Origin of the sequence: Micrococcus sp. TA1, assembly GCF_014199555.1 — a bacterium.
In the GTDB taxonomy this organism is placed as follows: domain Bacteria; phylum Actinomycetota; class Actinomycetes; order Actinomycetales; family Micrococcaceae; genus Citricoccus.
In genome coordinates, this window is sequence record NZ_JACHNW010000009.1 from 1 (window position 1) to 23,518 (window position 23,518).

The window sequence follows — 23,518 nt, forward strand, 5'->3', positions numbered from 1 at the left end:
AGCACCAGCTGTCCCACCAGGCGCAGCACGGCCTCGGCCTGGGCGGCCGTCTCGGCGTCGGGACCGCCCACGGACACGGGCACCCGGACCCCTGCCTTGGCCGCCTCTTCGACGGCCCGGCGGGCGTGGACCAGTCCCGGCCCGCCGACCTCGCGCAACTCCTGCGTGTCCGGCAGCGCACCGGGTCTCACCGGGCCGTCCGGGTCCGCGGGGTCCACCGCCCCCACGGACCCGACGCCGATCCCCACGTTCCAGCGCCGCTCCCGCAGGGCCCGCAGGGCGGCGTCCACCGCGGAGGCGGGGTCGGCCACGATGCCGATGGCCTCATCGCCCACCGAGCGCTGGAACGGCAGCACGGTGCGCACGGGGCGCAGCGCGCGCAACAGGTCGTGCACCATGTCCCCGACCTCCCGCGAATCACGCTGGTTGATCGTCAGGACGTACATAGAGGGGGTGGATCAGCCCTGACGGCCCTGGGGGACGTCGGCCTCGGGGCCCTCCTCGGCGGCCGGCTCGGCCTCCTCGGTCTCCACCTCGCGGCCCTGTGGCTCGTCGGTGGGGGTGTGCTCCCCGGCGGCGTCGAAGCGCTCGATCGAGGCGGCCAGCTCGGCCTCGGCGGCCTCGCGGCCCTCCCAGCCATCGGCCTTGACCCACTTGCCCGGCTCGAGGTCCTTGTAGCGGGTGAAGAAGTGCTCGATCTCCTGCTTGAGCCACTCGTCGATGTCCTCGAGCTCCTGGATGTGGTCGAAGCGCTTGTCCGAGGGGACGCAGAGCAGCTTGGCGTCGCCGCCACCGTCGTCGGTCATGTTGAACACGCCGATCGGACGGGACTCGACGATCACGCCGGGCACCAGGTCGAAGCCCGGCAGGAAGACCATGGCGTCCAGCGGGTCGCCGTCCTCACCGAGGGTGTTCTCGAAGTAGCCGTAGTGCGTGGGGTACTGCATCGACGTGAACAGCACACGGTCCAGGCGCAGTCGGCCGGTCTCGTGGTCGAACTCGTACTTGACCCGCGAGGCGGCCGGAATCTCGATGGTGACGTCATGGTTCATGTCAGCAGGCTCCTTGGAATGCATGGAGGGCGGGATGGGAGCCGCGCCGGGGCACGGCATCTGGAAACAAGGGTATCCTCCGGTCAGGCGCGTCCGGTCCCGGCCCGCCCATCGCCGCGAGCGTGACGCACGCACCCGTACGCCTCCCAGGAAGCCTGACCGTGACCTCTCGACCCCCACGACGCCGGCCCGCCGCGCGTGCGATCCCGCGCACCCTGGGTGCCGCGCTGGCCCTGCTGCTCACCGGCACCGTGACCGGTGGCCAGGTGCAGGGCGTGCAGGCCGGTGCCGCCCCGTCCGGGCCGGCACCGGCGCCGGCCGTCTCCTCCACGATCACCGCGGGTGCCGCGTCCCCCCCGGCTTCCGCCTCGTCCACGGCCTCCGCGTCATCCCCGAGCTCCGCGTCGGACCCGTCGTCCCCCGCCGCCACGGCCTCCACCTCGTCCCCGGCCCGCCCCGCGGCCCCGGGTGCCCACGGCCCTGGCGAGGGAGGGTCCACGCTGGCCGCGGTGCTCGGGTTGTCGGGCCTCACCGCACTGCTGGACCCGATGCCGGACCCGGAGGCCCTCGCCCCCGCACTGGACGAGGCGCTGACGGTGTCCTCGGGCACGATGTCCGCGGCCGTCGTCGACGTCCTGACCGGTGAGGTCCTCTACGACCGGTCGGCCGAGGAGCCCGCGGTGCCGGCCTCCGCGGTCAAGATCCTCACGGGCCTCGCGGCCCTGGAGGTCCTGGGCCCGGGCCACCGCTACACCACCGGTGCCGTCGCCCTGCCCGGTCGCGTGGGGGACCGGGACGTGACCCACGTGGTGCTCGACGCCGGGGGCGACGTACTGCTCGGCACGGGGAGCAACGCGACGTCCGTCGACGGGCGGGCCGGTCTCGGGACGCTGGCCCGGCAGGCGGCCGAGGAACTCGCCACGCGCGGCACCACCGGGACGGTGACCGTTCGCCTGGACGACTCCGGGTACACGGGCCCGGAGGCCTCCCCGGACTGGAGCCCGGACATCGTCCCCTCGGGCAACGTCTCCGCCGTGCAGCCGATCGCCACTCACGGCGGGCGCCCCGCCGCGGGCACCGGCACCAACCGCCTGCACGACCCGGCGCTGTACGCGGCCGAGGTCTTCCGCGACCACCTCGCCCGCCACGCCCGGGACCTGGACGTCGGGATCCGGGTGTCCGACTCCGTCCGGCGCCTGTCCCTGAAGGGGCGCGGGAGTGAGCTGGCGAGCGTGACGTCGGCCACCGTGGCCCAGCAGGTGACCCACATGCTCAAGACCTCGGACAACCAGGTGGCCGAGGCCACCGGCCGCAACCTGGCTCTGGCCGCCGGTGAGGACGGCAGTTTCGACGGCGCCTCCCGGGCCATCGAGGAGGCCGTGTCCGGGCTGGGGGTGGACACGGCCGGTCTGGACCTCGTGGACGCCTCGGGGCTCTCCGGCAGGAACCGGGTCTCCCCCCTCCAGTTGACCGGGTCGCTCGGGATCGCCGCCGGGGAACCCGGGCTGGAGGCAGCGGCCACCGGACTGCCGGTGGCGGGCAAGGAGGGCACCCTCGAGCACCGGATGGTCGGCACACCGGCCCAGGACGTGGTCCGGGCCAAGACCGGGACGCTCAGCTCGGTGGCGTCGCTGACCGGCACGGTGAGGACCGCGGACGAGAGGCAGCTGGTGTTCAGCTTCATCGCCAACGACCAGCCGGGCGTCCTGACCGACGCCCGCTTCGCCGTGGACCGCGCCGCGGTGCTGCTGGCCGGTTGCGGATGCCGCGCTGACGCGGCCGACCCGGGGCCGTAGGGGCATGGGCCAGGTGATCGCGGGCCGGTTCGAACTGGCCGACCACATCGCCTCCGGGGGGTCCGGGTCGATCTGGGCCGCCTGGGACCGGCGCCGCGAGCAGTGGTGCGCGGCGAAGGTGCTGCGGCACAAGGACTCCGGTGAACTGCTGCGCTTCGTGCGCGAGCAGGGCATCCAGCTCGACCACCGCCACCTGGCCACGCCCTACGGCTGGGCGGCCGAGGACGCGGACGTGGCGATCTCGATGCCGCTGGTGGCCGGCGGCACCCTGGAGACCGCGCTGGGCGATCACGGCGCGTTCTCCTCCGCACTCGCCGCCCGGATGCTGCTGCAACTGCTGGACGCCCTGGACCACGTGCACCACGCCGGCTGGATCCACCGGGACGTCAAGCCGGCGAACATCCTGCTGGAACCCACGGGGGAGGGCATGCCGCACCTGCGGCTGGGCGACTTCGGGATCGCCGTGCGGGAGGACGATCCGCGGTTCACCACCCTCGGGTGGGTGAACGGCACTCCCGGTTACCTGGCGCCCGAGGCGATGGACCTCGCGGCCCCGGCCCCCGCGCAGGACCTGTACGCGGCCGGCGTGGTGGCCCTGCGGATGCTGGATCCCACCGTGCGGGGTGAACGGGGGCTGGAGGCCGCCGTCCTGGACCCGCGCCGGACCCTGGCCCGGATCGAGGGCGTCGATCCCCGGCTCGCCTCCGTGGTGGCCGGGTTGCTCGACGAGGACCCCGGCGACCGCGTCGCGGCCGCCGAACGGGCCCCACGCACCCTGGACGTCCTCGCCACCCCGCGGACGGGGACCGGCGGGTACCTCACGGCCGCGGGCGAACCGTTCGCGGTGTTCCGCCAGGTCGAGGCCGGTGGGGCGACCGGGATTCCCGCGGACCGGGCCGGGTCCGGTGGGACGGGGATCCCCGCGGACCGGGCCGGTGTCGGCCGGCCCGCGGATGCGGCCCCGGAGCCGGGCCCGACGGCGGATCCCGGGCCGTCCGCGGACACCGCGCCCCGGGTGCCCGCGCCACCGGTCAGGACCCCACGGGTCGGCAGCCCGCAGTCGGCGGGCCAGGCGGCGGACTCCGGTGAGGAGGACGGGGACCACGGCCGGGGCGTCGGCGCCGTCCTGCCGTGGACCATGGTGCTGCTGGGGGTCGTGGCCCTCGTGGTGGCCGCCGTCCTGCTCCGGCCGGATGGTGGAAGCGCGGGGCCCGGGGCCGGGCAGGACGTGGGAACCGAGCAGGGTGCCGTGGCGGAGCAGGGTGCCGGGGCGGAGCCCACGTCACGGGGCACCGGGACCGCACCCTCGGCGAGGTCCGCCCCGGAGCCGACGTCACGGGGCGGAGGCGCCGGCACCACACCCTCCGGGAGGTCCTCCCCGGCATCCGACCCGGAGTCTCCCGCGCCGTCGGGACGGCCCGGGACGCCGGTCATCACCAGTTCCGTCCGTGCCGGGGACGACTGCACCGCCCTGGAACGCGGACTGGTGGTCACCGGCGCCGACGGCCGACGGCTGGTGTGCGTGGAGGACGGCGGGGGCCTGGTCTGGGAGGCCGACGACTGACCGGCAGGTCCCGCCGGGGGTCACGGTCACCCGGAACCCCCGGCGGGACCCGACGCTCAGGGGTCCGGGACGCCCAGGGCCTGACGTTCAGGAACCGCTCGTCCTCAGGCGTTGCGCCGGCGTAGCAGCAGCCACGCGACGCCGGTCAGCACGGCACCCAGCCCGACCCCGCCCAGCAGTGCACCGAGTTCGGTGCCGGACGGGAGCCACCCGCCGTCCCGGGCGCTCGCGGCCTGGGCGTCCTCGCCGTCCGGGGAACCACCGGCGGCGAGGGTCTGCTCGTCCTGGGCCGCCGTCAGCCACTCGGTCGCACCGGTGCGCTCGCCCGAGAGGGACACGGCCAGCTCGTAGCGGAACGGCTCGCTCCCCTCCCGGTCCCCACGGGCCTCGGAGCCGGTGACCACGATGTAGTAGTCGCCCGCGAACCGCAGGGCGCCGTAGGAGTAGGAGCCGTAGTTGTCCGCGCTCACCGGCACGGCGGTGGACCGGGTGAGTGTGGCCCCGTTGTCCGTGTAGGAGATGCCCTGGTCCCCCAGCATCCGGGGGTCACCCAACAGGGGGTCGTGGGCCGCGGTCCGGATCTCGCGGACGCGGGACTGCTGGTTGTTGCCGGACGAGAGGCGGTAGCTCAGGCGCTGGCCGTACTCGACCGGGATCCGGAAGTAGGCCGCCTCCCGGGGCTGCAGCTCGGCGGAGAAGACCTGGTCCGCGGTGATCTCGGTGGCCGTGCCGAACGACCGCCCGCCGGTGACGGGCGTCGCCTCACCGGTGACCGTCACGGATTCCGGGGGGAGGTCCTCCGAGGGAGCCTCGGCCAGCCCGGATTCGTCCACCGGGGGCTCCACCCAGAACCGCAGTTCCACGGCCACGGGGTCGTCCGCCAGCCACTCACCGCTCCGGCTCACCTGGGCCACGACCACGCCGGACTCATCCTCGAAGCATCCGTAGGAGCCTGCCTCCATGGGATCCGTGGCCGTCTTGGCCACCGGCACCTCACCGGTCGTCATCGAGACGTTGTCCGCGACCGGGGGCCCGCACCGCTCGCCCTGCAGGTTCACGAACTCCACGGTGAGCTCGGCCCAGTCGGTGCCGCGCGCGTCGGCGTGGGGGTCGGCGGCCAGGACGGCCGCGGCATGGGCCCGCTCTCCCTCCTGGAGCGCCGGCAGCCGGTAGAACCGGGTGGAGGCCGTGGGCGAGGAGGCCTCCTCACTGGTCTGCAGGGTGTCCCGGTAGAGGCCGGGTTCCACCTCGACGGCGCCGGCCAGACTCTCCCCGCCCGTGACCTCGGTGCCCGAGGGCTGGTACGGGGTGGCCCGGGCGGCGGGCGCGGAACCCTCCCCGGTGCCGGCAGTCGGCGTGGCGGCCAGCACCGGAGCGCCGGCCCAGGCCGTGAGGGCCAGGGTGAGGCCGAGGGCGGCCAGCGTGCGGGTGGGACGGTTGCTGGTGCTCATCACCGCGGTCCTTCCTGATCGGTGCCGTAGCGGTCGGTGGGGTACTGGCTGCCGGGTGCGGGGGACGCGGGGTGCTGCTGCGTGGTGGCCGGAGCCGCCACGGGCCGCCGTCGGGTCAGGACCAGGGCCGCGGCGCCGATGAGGGCGCTGCCGCCGAGGCCGGCGAGGAACCACGGCCAGGGGTTGTCCCCGGCCGGCTCGGTCAGCCCGGCGGCGGTGGCCTCCGCCCCGTCGCCACCCTCGTCCGGGTCTCCGGCCGGCGTGGCACCTGCGGTGGCCTCGCCGGCCTCCGCATCGTCCTGCTCTCCCGCGTCCTGCTCGGAGTCAGGATCGACCACCCGGCCCACCCCGGGCTCGGCGATGAGGGGACCGTCCTGCTCCTGGCCCGTCACCTCGAGCGCCAGCTCATAGGGGAAGGGCTCCCGGTTGCGGTCATCGCTGTACTTGTCCGCGGAGACGACCACGTAGTAGTCACCGGAGAGGTAGGCGTCCTGGCCGTAGGCGCCGTCGTGATTGTCCATGCTGACGGAGACCGGCATGTTCAGCGTGGCGGTCTGGCCCGCCGGGCGACGGTGCAGGCGCCGGTCACCCTTCATCGTGACGGGCCCGCGGACGCTGGAGAACACGCTGACGTCCACGGAATCAGGTCCGGCGCCCTCCGAGGCGCCGTTGGCGGCACGGACGTTCAGCCGCTGCCCGTAGCCCACGTGCACCCGGTAGTAGCGCGCCTCGTTCGGCATGACCGAGTCTGAGAGCACCGTCCGGTTCTCGACCTCGGCGGCCTCGTTGAAGCTGCCGCCACCGGCGACCGCGGCGGCCGCACCGGACAGGGTCACCGACCGGGGTGCCTCGTCCTCGTCCGCGTGGGGACCGAGCGTGCTCTCGTCCACGGCAGGCTCGACCACGAACTTGAGCTCCACCGGCATCGGTTCCTCCGCCTGGTGCTCACCGAAGCGCTGGACCTTGGCGAAGAGCTGGCCCGTGCCGTCCTGGAAGCAGCCGTGGCTTCCGGGCTCGGTGTACTCCTGGCTGCGCACGTAACCGACGATCGGCTTGCCGCCGTCACTGGAATGGGAGTACTCCCGGTCCGAGGAGGAGCAGGTCTCGCCCTGGCCGTTGACCAGCTGGACCTCGACCCCGGCGAACGGATCGCCCGTGGCCGTCGGCTGGGACTGGTCCGGCAGCAACAGGGCGGACAGGTGCGCCCGCTCACCCGGTTCGATGGTCCCCAGGTTGTAGAACCTGAGCGTCCCGTCGGCACTGGAATGGGCCCTGGTCTCACCGCGCCCGTACTCGTCCAGGTACTGTCCGGGGGCCAGCTGGGGGGACGAGTGCAGCGTCTCCCCACCGGTGACCGGGGTCCCGGAGGCGACGTACCCCTGGAAGGCCCGGACCGTCTTCGTCTGCAGCTCGGACTCCAGCTCCGTCGCGTTGTCCGCCTGGACGTAGGTGCCGCCCGTGGCCTCGGCCACGCAGGTCAGCTCCTCGCGGGCGGCATCGTTGACCTTGAAGCCGATGGTGTGCACGGTCAGGCCGATGCCCTCCCCGGCCAGGTCCTGGGCCGCCTCGCAGGCCGGTGGCTCCGAGCAGTTCTCCTCACCGTCGGAGACCAGGATGATGGACTTCTCCCCGTCGATCCCCTCGAGTTCCTGTGCCGCGTGCAGCAGCGCAGCCCCGATCGGGGTCTCACCGACCGCGTCCAGGCCGGCGATCCTCTTCTTGAGCCCGCCGACGTCGGTGGGCCCCACCTTCTGCAGGGTGGTGATGTCCTTGCAGTCCCCCACCGTGTTGGCGCCGTAGACCACCATGCCGAGGTCCGCGCCGTCGGGGGCGTTGTCCAGCAGGGTGGAGGTGGCCTCCTGCGCGGCGGCCAGCCGGGTGGTGCCGGACTCGTCCGCGTCCTTCTCCAGCATGGAGGAGGAGTAGTCCATGACCACGACGACGGGCTGCAGGGCGCGCTGTCCGTCCTGGGCGGCACCGGAGGGGCTGGCCGAGGGGGCGGCCTGCACCGGGGCCGCCAGCAGGCCGCCCAGGAGCAGAGCGAGGGCCGTGACCAGGGCGAGGGTCCGGCCGGGAAGGGCCGGGCCGCGCCGGCGCCCGTGGGTGGTGCCCGGGTGCCTCGGGCGCGAGGTGGTGTCCATCATGTGTCCCCTGTACGAGTGAGAAGCGGGTGCCTGCGCTGTTTACGGTTGCAAATGTACAGACTGGCCTGGGCCTGGGCAACACGGACCGGTGGGGAGAACTCCCCATGGGCTCAGGGGCGTATCTTTGCCTTCGCAAATGAACGGTTAGGATCGATGCATGTCCTCCCCCGTCACGGAACAGCGCCTGGCCCAGCAGCGCGCCATCTACGGCACGCCCCTGGCAGAGCGGTTCGGGGCCCTGATGAACGTCTACCGGCTCAGCCAGCGGTCCCTGGCCCGCGTGCTGGGGCTGTCCGCGCCCATGCTCTCCCAGCTGATCAACGCCCAGCGCATCAAGATCGGCAATCCGGCCGTCTACGAGCGCCTCGTGATGCTGGAGGAGCGTCAGGACGAACCGGACCACGAGCGGGTGCTGGCCGAGGTGCAGGCCTCGGCCCCGGTCCTCACCACGCACACCTCCCGCGGGCGCCAGGCTCTCGCCGGAACCCCCGAGGGTGGTGACGTCGCCGTCCAGCTCGCCCTGTACGCCGGCCCCGAGGCGCTGCTGGCCGCGGCGCAGGCCGCCCGGAGTGCCGGTGGGCAGGCCCTGGCAGAGGTGCTCGAGCGGGCCGCCGCGCACCACGGCTGACCGGACGGGGCGGCGGCGGGACCACCGCGACGTCACGGCAGGATGACGGCCCGGACGCCCCGGGGACCGCTGCGCGGCGGCGCGCGCGTGTGATGGGATGGGGCCATGGACTCCTCCGCGTCGCCGTCCCAGCCCGCAGCCCCCACAGCAGCCCAGGCCCTGTCCCACCCCGTGGACTGGGACATGGCCGCCTCCACCGCGGCGAGGGTGTGCGCCGCCGGACCGCGGTTCACCCGGCACCAGGCCGAACGGGAGGCCGAGGGGCTGCGCCGCGCGGCGGAGGCCGCAGTGGATCACGTGCACCGGCTCACGGGCCTGGACGCCGCCCGGGACCTGCGGGACTCCGAGGTGCTGGTGGTGGACCGGCCCACCTGGACCCGGGCCAACACCCAGGCGTTCTCCACCCTGCTCGGGCCGGCCTTCGACCACGTCCGCGCGTCCCGTCCGGAGGAATACGCCCGGGCGACCAGCGGCTTCGCCCCCACGGCGACCGGCGTGGAGGCCGGGACCGTGCTGGCCTTCCTCTCCTCGAAGGTCCTGGGCCAGTACGAGCCGTTCTGCGCGCTGCCGGGCCCGGACGGGACGGCCCCCGGACCCCAGGGTGGCCGGCTGCTCCTCGTGGCACCGAACATCGCCGAGGTGCGGGTCGAGCTCAACGTGGACCCGGAGGACTTCCGCCTGTGGGTCTGCCTCCACGAACAGACCCACCGGGTGCAGTTCGCGGCGGCCCCGTGGCTGCGCCAGCACCTGCAGCAGAACATCATGGACCTGGTCTCCGGGATGTTCGACAAGATGGACACCCTGCCCGAGCGCCTCTCCGCCGGGGTCCGTGCCCTGGTGCGCGGGCCCGGGGCCGATCCGGAGTCCGGGACCGCGGGGGAGGGGTCCGCCGAACTGGGCACGGAGTCGCACCCCGCGTCCCTGGGGTTGCTCGAGCTCGTCCAGGACCCGGAGGACAAGGAACGGCTGGCCCAGCTCACCGCCGTGATGTCCCTGCTGGAGGGGCACGCCAACGTGATCATGGACGCCATCGACTCCTCCGTGGTCCCCACCGTCAAGACCATCCGCCAGCGCTTCGACCACCGCGCCGCCACCCGGTCCTCGCTGGACCGCTGGATCCGCCGGCTCATGGGCATGGACGCCAAGATGCGCCAGTACCGGGACGGCCAGCGCTTCGTGAAGCACGTGGTGCAGGAACTGGGCATGGAGGGCTTCAACGTGGTCTGGGAGTCCGCCGACCACCTGCCCTCCGAGCCCGAGCTGCACCAGCCCGAGCGCTGGGTCGAACGCATCCGGGGACTGGGCTGACCGGGCCCACGGGCCCGGTGCCGGAGGGGGGCGGGCTCCCGGACGGCCCGGGCGCCTGGCCCCCGCGTGCCCGCTGGCCCGAGCCGCTGCACCGCGCCGTCACCTCGGTCCGTGCCGCCCTCGAGGGCCGGTCGCGACCGCTCGTGGCGCTCTCCGGCGGTGCCGACTCGCTGGCGCTGGCCGTGGCCACCGCCGAGGCCCGGCGGACCGGGACGTCGCCGGCCGAGGGTGCCGGGGCCGTCGTCGTGGACCACGGCCTGCAGCCCGGTTCCGCCGCGGTGGCCGGGCGCGCCGCCGGGATCGCCCGGCGGCTGGGTCTGGACCCGGTGACCGTCGAGCGGGTCGACGTCCTCGGGACCGGTGCCGGTCCGGAGGCCGACGCCCGCACGGCCCGGTACGCCGCGCTCCGCGCCGCGGCGTACCGGGCAGGTTCCCAGGCCGTGCTGCTCGCGCACACCCGCGACGACCAGGCGGAGCAGGTCCTGCTCGGCCTGGCCCGGGGTTCCGGGACGCGCTCGCTGGCCGGGATGCCCGCCAGTCGCGGACTGCTGGTGCGACCCCTGCTGGGGCTGGCCCGTCAGGACACGGAGGCCATCTGCCGCTGGGCCGGCATCCGGTGGTGGCAGGACCCCGCCAACGCCGACCCGGCCTTCCTGCGCTCGCGCGTCCGCACCCGTGTGATGCCGTTGCTGGAGGACCCGGTGGCGGGGATCGGCCCCGGTCTCGCGGCCGCCCTCGCCCGCAGCGCGGAGATCGCGGCCGAGGACGCCGACGCCCTCGAGCAGTGGAGCCGGCGGGAGTACGACCGGCTCGCGGACACCGCGACGGCGGAACCCTCCTCCGAGCGTGGGATCGGTCACGTCAGCCTCCCCGTGGAGGACCTGGCCGCGTTGCCGACGGCGGTCCGGCTGCGGGTGATCGGCCTGGCCGTGGTGGCGGCCGGGGGAGAACGCCCCAGCCGGGAGCGGGTCCTGGCCGTGGAGCGGCTGGTCGCCACCCGGTCCGTGGGTGGCGGATCGGCCGGTCCTGTCGAGCTGGCCGGGGGTGTCACCGCACGCCGTCATCGTGAGGCCGGGTGTGCGAGACTGGTCCTTGACGCTGGCCGGTAGCCACCGCCGCCGACCGGCGGAGCGGTCCCGTCCGCCGCGTCCGACCGGTATCAGACACCCAGCAGGAGCAGACCGCATGGAAGCACAGGACGTGCAGGGCGACCTGGAGCACGTGCTCATGACCACAGAGCAGATCCAGTCCACCATCAAGGACCTGGCAGCCCAGATCGACCGGGACTACCAGGACAAGGACGTGCTGCTGGTGGCCGTCCTCAAGGGCGCGGTCATGGTCATGGCGGACCTGTCCCGGGCCCTGAGCTCCCACGTCACCCTGGACTTCATGGCAGTGTCCTCCTACGGCTCGGGGACCCAGTCCTCCGGCGTGGTGCGGATCCTCAAGGACCTCGACGCCGACCTGATGGGCCGGCACGTGCTGATCGTCGAGGACATCATCGACTCCGGCCTGACCCTGTCCTGGCTGAAGACCAACCTCGAGTCCCGCGGTCCCGCCTCCGTGGAGATCTGTGCGTTCCTGCGCAAGCCCGAGGCGATGAAGGTGGACATCGACGTCAAGTACGTCGGCAAGGACATCCCGAACGAGTTCGTGGTCGGCTACGGGCTGGACTTCGACGAGAAGTACCGCAACCTGGACTTCATCGGCACCCTCGCCCCGCACGTCTACTCCTGACCCCGGCCGGCGGGGAGCCGCCGCTGCTCCGGCACCCCCGGATCCGTCCCCTCGTGCCGCACGAGGGCGGAGGACCGGGGAGCGGGGCCGCCGCGGGCATTCCACCGCTCGCGAAAAGCGGCCCCCCGGACCCCCGGCATAGATCGGCGCCCGGTACCGTTGAAGGGTACGGCTGTGCCCCGGGCCAGCCGCACCGCCGCGGACGCCACGCCCGCGCCGCAGGCCACAGTCAGGAGAGTTGTTGAAAGCCAAGAAGGTCTTCAAGGGCCCGATCATCTGGATCGTCCTGGCCGCCCTGTTCCTGGTGCTGATCATCCCGGCCCTCACCCAGGGTTCCAGCGCACGCGTCGACACGAACGTCGGCCTGGCCCTGCTGCAGGAGAACAAGGCCGAGCAGGCCCGCATCCAGGACGGCGACCAGCGCGTCGACCTGACACTGCGGGACCCGTACACCCAGGACGGGCGCGAGCTCGGCACGGAGGTGTACTTCTACTACTCCACCGCGCGCGCCGAGAAGGTCGTGGAGGCCATCGACGCCTCTTCCCTGGACGGCTTCACGGACCAGCCGGTGCAGAACAACTGGTTGCTGTCCCTGCTCGGGTTCATGATCCCGTTCCTGCTCATCGCCCTGGTCTTCTGGTTCCTGATGTCCCGGATGCAGGGCGGCGGCGGCAAGGTCATGCAATTCGGCAAGTCCAAGGCCAAGCTGATCTCGAAGGACATGCCGCAGGTCACGTTCGAGGACGTGGCGGGTGCCGAGGAGGCCGTGGAGGAACTCCACGAGATCAAGGAATTCCTCTCCGAGCCCGCCAAGTTCCAGGCCGTCGGCGCCAAGATCCCCAAGGGCGTGCTGCTCTACGGTCCTCCCGGCACCGGCAAGACCCTGCTGGCCAAGGCCGTGGCCGGTGAGGCCGGCGTTCCGTTCTACTCCATCTCCGGTTCGGACTTCGTGGAGATGTTCGTCGGCGTCGGCGCCTCCCGGGTGCGCGACCTCTTCGAACAGGCCAAGAACAACTCCCCGGCCATCATCTTCGTCGACGAGATCGACGCCGTCGGTCGCCACCGCGGTGCCGGCGTGGGCGGCGGCAACGACGAGCGCGAGCAGACCCTCAACCAGCTCCTGGTGGAGATGGACGGCTTCGACGCAACCACCAACGTCATCCTGATCGCCGCGACCAACCGCCCGGACGTCCTGGACCCGGCCCTGCTGCGGCCCGGCCGCTTCGACCGCCAGATCCCGGTGGAGGCACCGGACCTGGAGGGCCGGAACCAGATCCTGCAGGTGCACGCCCAGGGCAAGCCGATGGCGCCCGGCGTGGACCTGCGCTCCCTGGCCAAGCGCACCCCCGGCTTCACCGGTGCCGACCTGGCCAACGTGCTCAACGAGGCGGCCCTGCTCACGGCGCGCTCCAACGCCCAGCTGATCGACGACCGCGCCCTCGACGAGGCCGTGGACCGCGTCATGGCCGGCCCGCAGAAGCGCTCCCGGCTCATGAAGGAGCACGAGCGCAAGGTCACCGCCTACCACGAGGGCGGGCACGCCCTGGTGGCCGCGGGGCTGCGGAACTCGGCCCCGGTCACGAAGATCACCATCCTGCCCCGCGGGCGTGCCCTGGGTTACACCATGGTGGTCCCGGAGGACGACAAGTACTCCGTCACCCGCAATGAGCTGCTGGACCAGCTGGCCTACGCGATGGGCGGCCGGGTGGCCGAGGAGATTATCTTCCACGACCCGTCCACGGGCGCCTCGAACGACATCTCCAAGGCCACGGAGACGGCCCGCAAGATGGTCACCGAGTACGGCATGAGCGAGCGCGTGGGCGCCGTGAAGCTCGGTTCCGGCAGCGGTGAGCCCTTCATGGGCCGTGACATGGGCAGCGGCCGGGAGTACTCGGAGCGCGTGGCCGCCGTGGTGGACGAGGAGGTCCGCGGACTGCTGGACCAGGCCCACGACGAGGCCTACTGGATCCTCAACGAGAACCGGGACATCCTGGACCGGCTCGCCTACGAGCTGCTGGAGCGGGAGACGCTGAACCAGGCCGAGATCGCCGAGATCTTCGCGGGCATCCGCAAGCGCGAGGCCCGTGAGATCTGGCTCTCCAGCGAGGACCGGCCGGTCTCGGACCAGCCCCCGGTGCTGTCCCCGGCGGAGCGCCGGGCCCTCGCCGCGAAGAACGGGCACGACGCCGGCCCCGTCGACCCGGAGTCGACGTCCGACTCCCTGACCCCCACCGTGGACCCGACGCCGGGCAGCCAGCTCCCCGGGGAGAGCCCCGGTGGTTCCGGCAGTGGCCCGGGGGCCGGACCCACGGACGTGCCCGCCGGGCCCCACCGCTAGGATCGGGACCGTGGACACTTCCCCTGAACGCGCACCCGAGACGGTGAGCCAACCACCCACTGACGTGGACGTGCTGGCGGCAGACCCCGAGGCGGAACTGCCCCCGGTCGGCGTGGACCAGCCGCGCATCCGGGCCGCGGTGCGCGAGATCCTCGAGGCCGTCGGCGAGGACCCGGACCGCGAGGGCCTGCAGGACACCCCGTCGCGGGTGGCCAAGGCCTACGCGGAGTTCTTCGCCGGGCTCCAGCAGGACCCGGCCGAGGTCCTGGGCACCACCTTCGACATCTCCCACGAGGAGCTCGTGCTGGTGAAGGACATCTCGTTCTACTCCACCTGCGAGCACCACCTCGTGCCCTTCCACGGCACCGTGCACATCGGCTACATCCCCTCGCTGGAGGGCCGCGTCACCGGACTGAGCAAGCTGGCCCGGCTGGTCGAGATCTACGCCCGGCGCCCCCAGGTCCAGGAGCGGCTGACCACCCAGGTCGTCGAGGCGCTCATGACGCACCTGCACCCGCGCGGGGCGATCGTGGTGGTGGAGGCCGAGCACCTGTGCATGTCCATGCGCGGCGTGCGCAAGCCCGGTGCCAAGACCGTGACCTCGGCGGTGCGCGGACAACTGCGCGACGCCTCCACCCGGGCCGAGGCGATGAGCCTGATCCTCCACGGCTGACCCCTGGAACGGACGGCCGTACGGCCCCCGTCCCGGACGAGGCCTGCACGACCGCCCGGGACACCCGGTCACGCCCCGACCGACCGCAGACGAAAGGACCACCGATGGACTCGATGGCAGCACAGGCAGGGACGGGGCCGGCCACCGGACCACTCACCGTCATCCGGAAGGTTCGGCGGAGGCGACTGGCGGACCTGCCCACGGACCGCACGCTGGTGATGGGCATCCTGAACGTCACCCACAACTCGTTCTCGGACGGTGGCGACTACCTGGACACGGAGACCGCCATCGAACAGGGCCTGCGCCTGCACTACTCGGGTGCGGACCTGATCGACGTCGGCGGGGAGTCCACCCGGCCCGGTGCGGAGCCCATCGACCCGCTCACCGAGCAGAACCGCGTGCTGCCGGTCATCGAGGCACTGCTCAAGGCCGGTGCCGTGGTCTCGGTGGACACCATGCACACCGCCACCGCGGAGGCGGCCCTGAAGCTGGGCGACGTCATCATCAACGACGTCTCGGGGCTCAACCACGAGCCGGACATGCCCGAGCTGATCGCCCGGACGGGCGCCCCCTACGTCCTGATGCACAATCGCGGCAACGCCCAGACGATGGACTCCCTGGCCGTCTACGACGACGTGGTCGAGGAGGTCATCCAGGAACTGACCCGGCTCAAGGACACCTTCCTGGCCGCCGGGGTGAAGCCCGAGCAGCTCATCCTGGACCCCGGCCTGGGCTTCGCCAAGTCCGGGGAGCAGAACTGGGAGCTCTTGCGCGGCCTGCCCCGGCTGATGGCCCTGGGCCTGCCCGTGCTGGTGGCCGCCTCGCGCAAGCGCTTCCTGGGCACGCTGCTGGCCACGGACTCCGGAGCCGAGCCGGTCGCCACGGCGCGCGACCACGCCACGGCCGCCGTCTCGGCGCTGTCGGCCTCGCACGGCGTGTGGGGGGTGCGCGTGCACGACGTGGAGTCCTCCCTGCACGCCGTGAAGACCGCCCAGGCCTGGGCCGGTCCCGCCGCGGTCCCGTCCCGGCGCCACCCGGGGGCGTGACCGCCGTGCCGGACCGCATCGCGCTGACCGGCCTGCGGGCCCGCGGCTTCCACGGGGTGTTCCCCGCGGAGAAGCGCGACGGGCAGGAGTTCATCACCGACGTCGTCGTGCACCTCGACGCCGCCCCGGCCGCCGCCACGGACGACCTGGCCCTCACCGTCAACTACGCCGAGGTCGCGGACGCCGTCCTCACCGTGGTCACCGGCGAGCCCTTCGACCTCATCGAGACCGTCGCGGAGCGGATCGCCCAGTCCGTCCTGGACGCGCAGCCGGTCGCCGCCGCCGTCGAGGTGACCGTGCACAAGCCGGGGGCGCCGATCGAGGCCGACTTCGCCGACGTCGCGGTCACGGTGCACCGGAGCCGGTCATGAGCCTGCCGGAACCGGGTGAGCCGGCCGCGGATCCCCTGGACCGCGTCCCCGCGGCGCCCGTCCCGGCCGTCCTGGCCCTCGGCGCCAACCTCGGTGACCCCGCGGCCACCCTGCAGGCCGCGGTGCGGGAGCTGGCGGAGCACGCGGGCATCGAGCTGACCGGTGTCTCGCCGGTCGCGGTGACCGCCGCCGTCGGGGGACCGGCCGGCCAGCCGGACTACCTGAACCTGGTGCTGTCCGTGGAGACGACCCTGACCCCTCGGCAGCTGCTCGCCGCCTGCCAGGCGGTGGAGCAGACCCATCACCGCACCCGTGAGGTGCGCTGGGGGCCGCGCACCCTGGACGTGGACGTCATCACCTACGCCGGCCTCTCCTCGGATCACCCGGAACTGACCCTGCCCCACCCCAGGGCCCACGAGCGGGCGTTCGTGCTCGCCCCGTGGTCCTGGCTCGATCCGCAGGCGACCCTCGGTGGCGTGAGCGTGGCCGGGCTCGCGGCTCGGGCCGCCGACGCCGGCACGGTCCGCCGGCTGCCCGGTGCGCCGGAGGCCGGGACGGGAGCGCCGACGCCGTGACCTCCATCCGTCCGCTGTGGCTGCTGCTGGTCTTCGCCGGGACCGCCGTGGTGGGCTGGCTGTCCGCGCTGGTTGCCGCCGGCGCGGGGCTGGTCTCGCCGGTGCTGGCCGCGTCATCGGCGATCACCGTGACCGCGGTGGCGGTGCTGGTGCTGGCGCTGGGGATCCGCGTGCAGCGGGACAAGAAGCGCCCGCCGGCCGCCCGGATGAATCCCGTGGCCTCGGCCCGGACCCTGGTTCTGGCCCAGGCCGGGGCGTATGCGGGAGCGCTGATCGCCGGGTGGCACGCCGGGGTGCTGGTGCACCTGGTCTCGGCCACCGGATTCGGCACGCCCACCGTCAACGACGCCCTGCTGATGATCATCGGCGGGTTGGTACTGGTTATCGTGGGATTCGTGGTGGAGCAGTTCTGCCGCCTCCCCCCTGAGGACGGAGCAGACGGGCCGTCCGCGAACGGTGGCCCGGACAAGGAGATCAATGGACCCGAACGTGGCACCGGACCCGTCTACGGCCGAGGTGCCGGACCGGGCCGTTCCCGGCCCGGTCCGGCCCGCCGGTGACGGTCCGGCCGCTGTGGCGTCCCCGGCCGCCGACCGCCGCGCCCCGGGCGGTGACGGCCGCGGCTTGGCCCCCATCGAGGCGGCCGGGGTGGAGTGGACCGCGGTGTCCTCGCGGCTCGTCCCGGTCAGGCTGATCAGCAAGACCATCGGCTGGGTGGTGTGGCTGGCCATCGTCTCCGTCCCCCTCGTGCTGCGCCTGAGCGGCGTCTGGGAGGGGTACCCGGGCTGGCTGGCCTGGCTGCTGCCCGCGGTGATGCTGCTCTGGGCCGTCATCGACCTGGCCCTGGTGCCACGCCGGGTCCGGGCCCTGGGCTACTCGGAGCAGGACGACGAACTGCTGTTGCGCTCGGGGATCATCTCCCGCCAGATCACCGCCGTGCCCTACGGCCGGCTGCAGTACCTGGACGTGAACGAGGGCCCGCTGCAGCGCCGCTTCGGGATCCGGACGCTGACCATCAAGACGGCCTCGGGCAGCACCGACGCCAGCATCGACGGCATCGAGCCCACCGAGAGCGACCGCCTGCGCGAGGAGTTGATGGCCCGCGGCCAGGCGCGATTGGCGGGGCTGTGACTCCGCGGCCCGCGGCCGTCGACGGCGACTGGCACCGGGTCCATCCCGTCAGTCCCCTGGTGCGGGGCTGGGTCGCGCTCGTCGCCGTGCTCTTCATCATCGGGCAGAACGCCTTCGAGGACATCTACCGGGCGGCCACCACCGGTGCCCTGTTCGCGAACACCGGTGCCCTCGGACTAGGGGCGGCGATCGTCGGGGGAGTCTTCCTGCTCATCCTCGGCGGGTTCTTCCTGTCCTGGCGGTTCACCCGGTACCGCATGGGCGCGGACAAGGTCGAGGTCCGGTCCGGCGTCGTGTTCCGGCAGCACCGCCACGCCCGGCTGGACCGGGTCCAGGCGGTGGACATCAAGCAGCCCCTGCTGGCGCGGATCGCCGGGCTGGCGGAGCTGAAGTTCGAGACGGCCGACGGTGGTGACTCGGCGATGAGCCTGTCCTTCCTGCGGATGGACGAGGCCCGGATGCTGCGCCAGGAGATCATGCGCCGGGCCGCCGGGATCCAGTCCGGACAGGACCCGGTCGAGGCCGCGCAGGCCCCGGCGGGTCAGGGACCGTACCCCGGTGCCCCCGCCGCACACCCCGGACGGGTCGACGACGGGACCGGCCTGGGTGACGGGGGCCCGGGCCGGGTCCCCGATGCCGCGGACCCGGCCCCCCCGGCACCACCGTCAGCGCCGTCTGAAAGTTCACACCTGTCAGACGCGCCTGCCCCGGTGGTCGCGGCCGGCATCGGCTACGACTATGAGGAGGAGACCGAGCGGGTCATGCTGCGGGTGCCGCCCGGCCGGCTGATCGGTGCGACGCTGACCGGATCCGGTCTCGTCTCGGCCGTGCTGGTCTTCGGGATCCTCTACGGGGCCGGCCTGCTGGCCATCCACTGGTGGATGCCCGAGAACGTGGCGCAGGAGTTCTTCGCCGAGGTGGGCTCGGCCCTGAGTGTGCCGGCGCTGCTCGGCATCCTGTTCGGCGTCGGCAGCAGCATCTGGTCCTCCGTCAACGGCGGGTGGAACTTCACCGTCGCCTCGATCCCGGACGGGCTGCGCCTGCGCTACGGCCTGCTGGACACCACCTCGCAGACCGTGCCCCCGGGCCGGATCCAGGCCGTGAAGGTCAGTCGCCCCCTGCTCTGGAGGCTGTTCGGCTGGTACCGGATGGCCGTGACGGTGGCCGGGTACGGGGAGTCCCTCGACGGCACCACCGGCAAGTCCAGGCTGCTGCCGGTGGGCACCTTCGACGACGTGCTGCGCGTCCTCACGGTGGTGGCACCGGATCCCGGGGTGGGGACGGCCGAGGAGGCCCGGGAGCTGGTGCACGCGGGTCTCGACGGTTCCGGGGCTGACCACGGTTTCGTGACCACCACCCCGCGGATGCGCTGGTTCTCCCCCCTGGTCTGGCGCCGGCACGGCTTCCGTTCCACGCGGTCCCTGCTGATGATCCGCTCGGGACGGCTCAACCGTGAACTGGTCCTGCTGCCCCACGAGCGCATCCAGTCGCTGCAGTTGCTCCAGGGACCGGTCGAACGCTGGCGCGGAGCGGCCACCGTGACGTTCCACATCCCACCCGGCCCGATCAGCCCGAGGGTGGACCAGCTGGACGCGGCCGTGGCCATGGACTTGTTCCGCGCAGAACGTGAGGTCGCCGGGCAGGCCCGTCGGCTGCGGGACCGGAACGAGTGGATGCGTCCGGACGAGCTGGCCCGGTTCGAACAGCGCACCCGGCAGGTCGTCGAATGACCTCGCCGTTCAGCGGGGCGCCCGCGGGCCGTCCGGGCCGGCTGGGGATCGGGATCATCGGCGCCGGCAAGGTCGGTGCCGTGCTCGGGGCCGCCCTGCGCAACGCCGGACACGCCGTCACGGGGGTGCACGCGGTCTCCGAGGCCTCCCGGAGCCGTGCGGAGTCCCTGCTGCCCGAGGTGCCCATACTCGAGATCCCGGAGATCCTGCGCCGGTCCGAGCTGGTGCTGTTCGCCGTCCCGGACGACGTGCTGCCGGAGCTGGTCTCCGGGCTCGCCGACGCCGGGCACTTCCAGACCGGCCACCTGGTGGTCCACACCTCCGGACGGCACGGGGTGTCCGTGCTCGACCCGGTGCGCGCCGCCGGGGCGATCCCGTTGGCCATCCACCCGGCGATGTCCTTCACCGGCCTGAGCCTGGACATCGCCCGGCTGGCGGACTGCATGTTCGGGGTCACCGCGGACGCCATCGTGCTGCCGGTCGCCCAGGCGCTCGTCGTGGAGATGGGCGGGGAGCCCGCGGTCATCGCCGAGGCGGACCGCGGCACCTACCACGCGGCGCTGGCGCACGCCTCGAACCACCTCGTCACCCTCACCGCCCAGTCCGCCCAGCTGCTGGCCTCGATCGGCGTGGAGCAGACCGACCGGATGCTCTCGCCGCTCATGCACGCCTCCCTGGAGAACGCCCTCGCCAACGGGGACGGCGCCCTGACCGGGCCGGTGGCCCGCGGGGACGTGGGGACCGTGCGGCGGCACCTGGAGGTGCTGGGCGCCGAGGGCGTCCCGGCCGACGTCGGGCAGGCGTACCGGGCCATGGCGCGGGCGACGGCGGTGCGCGCCCTGATGCGCGGTGCCCTGTCCGAGGCGACGGTGGCCGAACTGCTGGACGCGCTGGGGGACTGACCGGCCCTCCGGGGTGACCGGACCCCGCGTTCGGCAGCCGATGAGGGGTACCCACGCCCGGGGGGCCCCGGGCTACAGTCGCGCCCACAGGGCCCGTCCACACCAAGGATGCGGGCCGTGATCGGAAGGACACCCCATGACGCTGAACCCGGATTATCCGACGACCTCCGAGGGGGGCACCAAGGAGACGGCGAGGCAGGAGGCCGGGCGCCTCGGCGCCGAGGCCCAGGACGCCGCCCGTGACGTCGCCGGCACGGCCAGGGACGAGGCCCGGCACGTCAAGGACGAGGCCGTGGGCCAGGCCAAGGACCTGGCCGCATCGGCCAAGCAGGAGGCCACCTCCCAGTTGGCCACGCAGAAGGACCGGCTGGCCGCCCAGACGCGCGGCATCTCCGAGGACCTGGACCGCATCTCCCGTGGCGAGCGGCCCGAGTCCGACCTGGTCAACCAGGCCGTCTCGATGCTCTCCCAGCGCGCTCACCGGGTCACACAGCGGCTGGAGTCCAGTGAACCCATGGACCTGCTCGACGACGTGCGCCGGTTCGCGGCCCGCCGGCCCGGGACGTTCCTGGCCGTCGCCGCCGGCATCGGCCTGCTCGCCGGACGACTGACGCGGGGGCTGAAGGACGCTCACGACGACGGCCCCCGTCACGCACCGACGCGCACCCCCACCTCACCGGGCCCGGTCCCGGTCGGCAGGGTTCCGGGCACCGTCTACCCGGAGGACGCAGCAATCACCGGCGGCGGGGGAGGCGTCGGACAGGTCCCCGTGCCTCCGGCCGTGCCGCCGACGATCCCGCCAACCGTCGCCGGGACCGACCTCGGCACCGGTGCTCCCGCAGCGGACGAGATCCTTGGCACGCCGGCAGCGCAGAGGCCCTATGACGCCGGCCGACCCGATGCGGGGGGACGCCCGTGACCACCGATCCTCACCAGCACCGGCCGACGCCCGCCGGCGCCGTCCCGGGCGCGGGAGCCGCGGGTGTCACCGGTGCCGCGGGTGCCGGCCGGCCGGCGTCGGGCACGGGGTCCACGGAGGCACCGATGCCGGAGGCCGAGTACCGGGCACGGACCGAGTCCCTGGGGGAGATGTTCGCCAGCTTCTCCGAGAACCTGTCCACCCTGGTGCGGCAGGAGATCCAGCTGGCCAAGGCCGAGGCGACCGTCGAGGCGAAGAAGGCCGGCAGCGGGGCGGGGCTGTTCGCCGGTGCGGCCGTGGCCGGTTTCCTCGTGCTGATGTTCCTGTCCATGGCCTTGATGTGGGCCCTGGGGTCCGTGATGCACCTGGGCTGGGCGGCGTTGATCGTCGCCGTCGTGTGGGCCATCGTCGCCGCCGTCCTGGCCGTCACGGGCAAGAAGTACTTCGACCGCATGAAGGGTCTGCGCCAGACCCAGGAGACGGTTCAGGAGATCCCACCGACCCTGAACCCGAACAAGGAGACCCCATGAGCAACAATCCCGATGAGATCCGCGCCGACATCGAGCGCACCCGGCACGAGCTCAGCCGCGACGTGGACGCGCTGGCCGAGAAGGCCAGTCCCACCCGGGCCGTCCACCGCCAGGGCGATCGCGTCCGTGAACGCATGACCGACTTCAAGGAGACCATCATGGGCAGTCCCACCGACCCGTACTCCCACCGATCCGAACCCGGGCTCAAGGACCGCGCCCACGACGTCGCCCACGACGTGCAGCACCGGGCCGAGGACGCCGTGCACGGGCTCCAGCAGGCTCCGTCGCAGGTCCGCCGTCGCACCCGGGGCAACCCGCTGGCGGCCGGGCTGATCGCGCTGGGGGCCGGCTGGCTGGTCGGTTCGCTCATTCCCGCCTCGCAGGCCGAGCAACAGGCCGCCGAGAAGGTCAAGGACCAGGCCGCGCCCCTGGTGGATGAGGCGAAGTCCGCGGCCCAGGAGATGGGTGAGAACCTCAAGCCCCAGGCCCAGGAGGCGATGGAGTCCGTGAAGGACACCGCCGCCACCGGCGCGGAGCACGTCAAGGCCGAGGGACAGGACAAGGCCGGTCAGCTCAAGGACGAGTCCGCCGAGTCGGCGCGCCACGTCCAGGGGACCACGGAGCGCTATTGATCCGGCGCTGAGCCGCCCGGCTCGTCCCACCCGCCCCGGGGCATCGACGCGTCAGCGCCGGTGCCCCGGGGCACGTCCACGCTCCGGGCGGACGGGAGATCGGCCGGATCTCACGCCGGACGGTGTCCGCTCCGGACGCTCCCGGCGCGCCGGGTGTCCAGGACCTGCTGCAGCGTGCCGTCCTGCAGGGACCGGACCAGGCCGTCGACGGCGTCCTCGATCTGGTCGTACATGGACACGAACGCGCTCTCGGGAAGGCCGTAGGGGTCCGGCACGTCACGGACGCCCCGGCCGGCCACGTCACGGGCGAAGGCACCGAGGCGCACCACCTTCCGCTCGTCGTCGGCGCCGCGGGCCAGCGCCCGCACGTCGCGATCGTTGGCGGCGTCCATGACCAGGATCAGGTCGGCGGTGTCGAAGTCCTCCACCGCGAACTGGGCGCCCACGGAGGTGAACGCGTAACCGCGGGCCTCACCCTCGGTGCTGCTCATGACGTGGGGCGCTTCGCCCAGGTGGTAGTCCGAGGTCCCCGCCGAGCTGACGGTCACGTCATCCAGGCCGGCCTCGCGCAACCGATGGACCAGCACCGCCTCGGCGGCGGGCGAGCGGCAGATGTTTCCCAGGCAGACGGTCATGAGGTGCATGCCCCCAGTCTGTCCGGTCCGCCGAGGGGTCTCCACTTTCGTAGACTCGCCTGCGTGAGCCCACTCGACCGCGTCCCCGACCGCACCCCCGTCCCCCCCGGCACGGGCCTGACCCTGGAGGACACCGCCCGGCACGCCACGGGCGACCAGGACCTGCCCGCCGTGCACCGCACCCGGGCCGGGTTCCGGGCGGCGCTCGCGGAGAAGGTGCGCGCGGCCGTCCTCTCCGGGCTGCCGGCGCCCACCGTGGGCCTGGTCCCCACCATGGGTGCCCTGCACGGCGGGCACGCCGCCCTGGTCCGGCAGGCCCGCGCCGAGACCGACATCGTGGTGGCCTCCGTCTTCTA

24 protein-coding genes are annotated in these 23,518 nt (G+C 73.2%); 19 read left to right on the forward strand and 5 right to left on the reverse strand.

The genetic code is table 11. From position 1 onward, the window contains the following. A partial coding sequence (locus tag GGQ69_RS15850) for a hypothetical protein (RefSeq protein ID WP_183530305.1) occupies positions 1-446 on the reverse strand: 446 nt, incomplete at its 3' end. 12 nt (positions 447-458) lie between these two features. Further along, positions 459-1,052: an inorganic diphosphatase gene (locus tag GGQ69_RS15855; RefSeq protein ID WP_183530307.1), complete on the reverse strand. Its 594-nt coding sequence runs from the start codon at positions 1,050-1,052 to the stop codon at positions 459-461. 161 nt (positions 1,053-1,213) lie between these two features. On the opposite strand from GGQ69_RS15855, the gene dacB reads away from it, so the two are divergent. Both dacB and GGQ69_RS15865 read left to right on the forward strand, forming a co-directional pair. Continuing rightward, positions 1,214-2,848 carry a D-alanyl-D-alanine carboxypeptidase/D-alanyl-D-alanine-endopeptidase gene (gene dacB, locus GGQ69_RS15860; protein WP_183530309.1) on the forward strand — a complete coding sequence of 545 codons (1,635 nt, stop codon included), beginning with the start codon at positions 1,214-1,216 and terminating at the stop codon, positions 2,846-2,848. Between the two features lie 4 nt (positions 2,849-2,852). Then, on the forward strand, positions 2,853-4,412 hold the full coding sequence (locus tag GGQ69_RS15865) for a serine/threonine-protein kinase (protein ID WP_183530311.1): 1,560 nt from the start codon (positions 2,853-2,855) through the stop codon (positions 4,410-4,412). Positions 4,413-4,516: 104 nt separating this feature from the next. On the opposite strand, the gene GGQ69_RS15870 is transcribed toward GGQ69_RS15865, so the two are convergent. Together GGQ69_RS15870 and GGQ69_RS15875 are read right to left on the reverse strand one after the other, a co-directional pair. Beyond that, positions 4,517-5,863, reverse strand: coding sequence for a hypothetical protein (locus GGQ69_RS15870; RefSeq protein WP_183530313.1), 1,347 nt, complete (start codon positions 5,861-5,863; stop codon positions 4,517-4,519). Beyond that, positions 5,863-8,007 carry a VWA domain-containing protein gene (locus GGQ69_RS15875; RefSeq protein WP_183530315.1) on the reverse strand — a complete coding sequence of 715 codons (2,145 nt, stop codon included), beginning with the start codon at positions 8,005-8,007 and terminating at the stop codon, positions 5,863-5,865. The genes GGQ69_RS15870 and GGQ69_RS15875 overlap by 1 nt, the downstream gene beginning before the upstream one ends. A gap of 157 nt (positions 8,008-8,164) precedes the next feature. Here GGQ69_RS15875 and GGQ69_RS15880 point away from each other — a divergent pair, with 157 nt between their 5' ends. The 16 genes from GGQ69_RS15880 (at position 8,165) to GGQ69_RS15955 (ending at position 22,527) form a co-directional block, all read left to right on the forward strand. Then, positions 8,165-8,635: a DNA-binding protein gene (locus GGQ69_RS15880; protein WP_183530317.1), complete on the forward strand. Its 471-nt coding sequence runs from the start codon at positions 8,165-8,167 to the stop codon at positions 8,633-8,635. Between the two features lie 105 nt (positions 8,636-8,740). After that, complete coding sequence (locus GGQ69_RS15885; protein WP_183530319.1) at positions 8,741-9,943, forward strand: zinc-dependent metalloprotease; 1,203 nt, start codon at positions 8,741-8,743, stop codon at positions 9,941-9,943. 17 nt (positions 9,944-9,960) lie between these two features. Then, positions 9,961-11,052, forward strand: coding sequence for a tRNA lysidine(34) synthetase TilS (tilS, locus tag GGQ69_RS16740; protein WP_370577208.1), 1,092 nt, complete (start codon positions 9,961-9,963; stop codon positions 11,050-11,052). 76 nt (positions 11,053-11,128) lie between these two features. Continuing rightward, on the forward strand, positions 11,129-11,680 hold the full coding sequence (gene hpt / locus GGQ69_RS15895) for a hypoxanthine phosphoribosyltransferase (protein ID WP_183530321.1): 552 nt from the start codon (positions 11,129-11,131) through the stop codon (positions 11,678-11,680). A 241-nt stretch (positions 11,681-11,921) separates the two neighbouring features. Next, positions 11,922-14,018 (forward strand): ATP-dependent zinc metalloprotease FtsH, encoded by a 2,097-nt coding sequence (gene ftsH / locus GGQ69_RS15900; RefSeq protein ID WP_183530323.1) that lies wholly within the window; start codon positions 11,922-11,924, stop codon positions 14,016-14,018. Between the two features lie 64 nt (positions 14,019-14,082). Then, positions 14,083-14,691, forward strand: coding sequence for a GTP cyclohydrolase I FolE (folE, locus tag GGQ69_RS15905; RefSeq protein ID WP_183530339.1), 609 nt, complete (start codon positions 14,083-14,085; stop codon positions 14,689-14,691). A gap of 104 nt (positions 14,692-14,795) precedes the next feature. Then, positions 14,796-15,737 carry a dihydropteroate synthase gene (folP, locus tag GGQ69_RS15910; RefSeq protein ID WP_183530325.1) on the forward strand — a complete coding sequence of 314 codons (942 nt, stop codon included), beginning with the start codon at positions 14,796-14,798 and terminating at the stop codon, positions 15,735-15,737. Further along, the gene (folB, locus tag GGQ69_RS15915; protein WP_183530327.1) at positions 15,734-16,108 is read left to right on the forward strand and encodes a dihydroneopterin aldolase; all 375 of its coding nucleotides are present in this window, start codon (positions 15,734-15,736) and stop codon (positions 16,106-16,108) included. The genes folP and folB overlap by 4 nt, the downstream gene beginning before the upstream one ends. Next, entirely contained in the window at positions 16,105-16,683 is a 579-nt protein-coding gene (folK, locus tag GGQ69_RS15920; RefSeq protein WP_255459806.1) for a 2-amino-4-hydroxy-6-hydroxymethyldihydropteridine diphosphokinase, read from the forward strand. The genes folB and folK overlap by 4 nt, the downstream gene beginning before the upstream one ends. After that, positions 16,680-17,243, forward strand: a complete 564-nt coding sequence (locus tag GGQ69_RS15925; protein WP_183530329.1) for a DUF3180 domain-containing protein — start codon at positions 16,680-16,682, stop codon at positions 17,241-17,243. The genes folK and GGQ69_RS15925 overlap by 4 nt, the downstream gene beginning before the upstream one ends. After that, on the forward strand, positions 17,161-17,814 hold the full coding sequence (locus GGQ69_RS15930; RefSeq protein ID WP_183530331.1) for a PH domain-containing protein: 654 nt from the start codon (positions 17,161-17,163) through the stop codon (positions 17,812-17,814). The genes GGQ69_RS15925 and GGQ69_RS15930 overlap by 83 nt, the downstream gene beginning before the upstream one ends. Then, positions 17,811-19,544: a PH domain-containing protein gene (locus GGQ69_RS15935; RefSeq protein ID WP_183530333.1), complete on the forward strand. Its 1,734-nt coding sequence runs from the start codon at positions 17,811-17,813 to the stop codon at positions 19,542-19,544. The genes GGQ69_RS15930 and GGQ69_RS15935 overlap by 4 nt, the downstream gene beginning before the upstream one ends. Continuing rightward, the gene (locus GGQ69_RS15940) at positions 19,541-20,446 is read left to right on the forward strand and encodes a Rossmann-like and DUF2520 domain-containing protein (RefSeq protein WP_183530248.1); all 906 of its coding nucleotides are present in this window, start codon (positions 19,541-19,543) and stop codon (positions 20,444-20,446) included. The genes GGQ69_RS15935 and GGQ69_RS15940 overlap by 4 nt, the downstream gene beginning before the upstream one ends. 136 nt (positions 20,447-20,582) lie before the next feature. Continuing rightward, a complete protein-coding gene (locus GGQ69_RS15945; RefSeq protein WP_183530246.1) occupies positions 20,583-21,365 on the forward strand; it encodes a hypothetical protein in 783 nt (260 codons plus the stop codon). A 125-nt stretch (positions 21,366-21,490) separates the two neighbouring features. Beyond that, positions 21,491-21,895 carry a phage holin family protein gene (locus tag GGQ69_RS15950; RefSeq protein WP_183530258.1) on the forward strand — a complete coding sequence of 135 codons (405 nt, stop codon included), beginning with the start codon at positions 21,491-21,493 and terminating at the stop codon, positions 21,893-21,895. Then, positions 21,892-22,527: a DUF3618 domain-containing protein gene (locus tag GGQ69_RS15955; protein ID WP_183530244.1), complete on the forward strand. Its 636-nt coding sequence runs from the start codon at positions 21,892-21,894 to the stop codon at positions 22,525-22,527. The genes GGQ69_RS15950 and GGQ69_RS15955 overlap by 4 nt, the downstream gene beginning before the upstream one ends. Positions 22,528-22,637: 110 nt before the next feature. On the opposite strand, the gene GGQ69_RS15960 is transcribed toward GGQ69_RS15955, so the two are convergent. Then, a complete protein-coding gene (locus GGQ69_RS15960) occupies positions 22,638-23,171 on the reverse strand; it encodes a low molecular weight protein-tyrosine-phosphatase (protein ID WP_183530242.1) in 534 nt (177 codons plus the stop codon). A 54-nt stretch (positions 23,172-23,225) separates the two neighbouring features. Between GGQ69_RS15960 and GGQ69_RS16665 the strand changes: the two genes are divergently transcribed. Next, positions 23,226-23,518: pantoate--beta-alanine ligase (locus GGQ69_RS16665; RefSeq protein WP_370577209.1), on the forward strand; the 293-nt coding region annotated here is incomplete at its 3' end.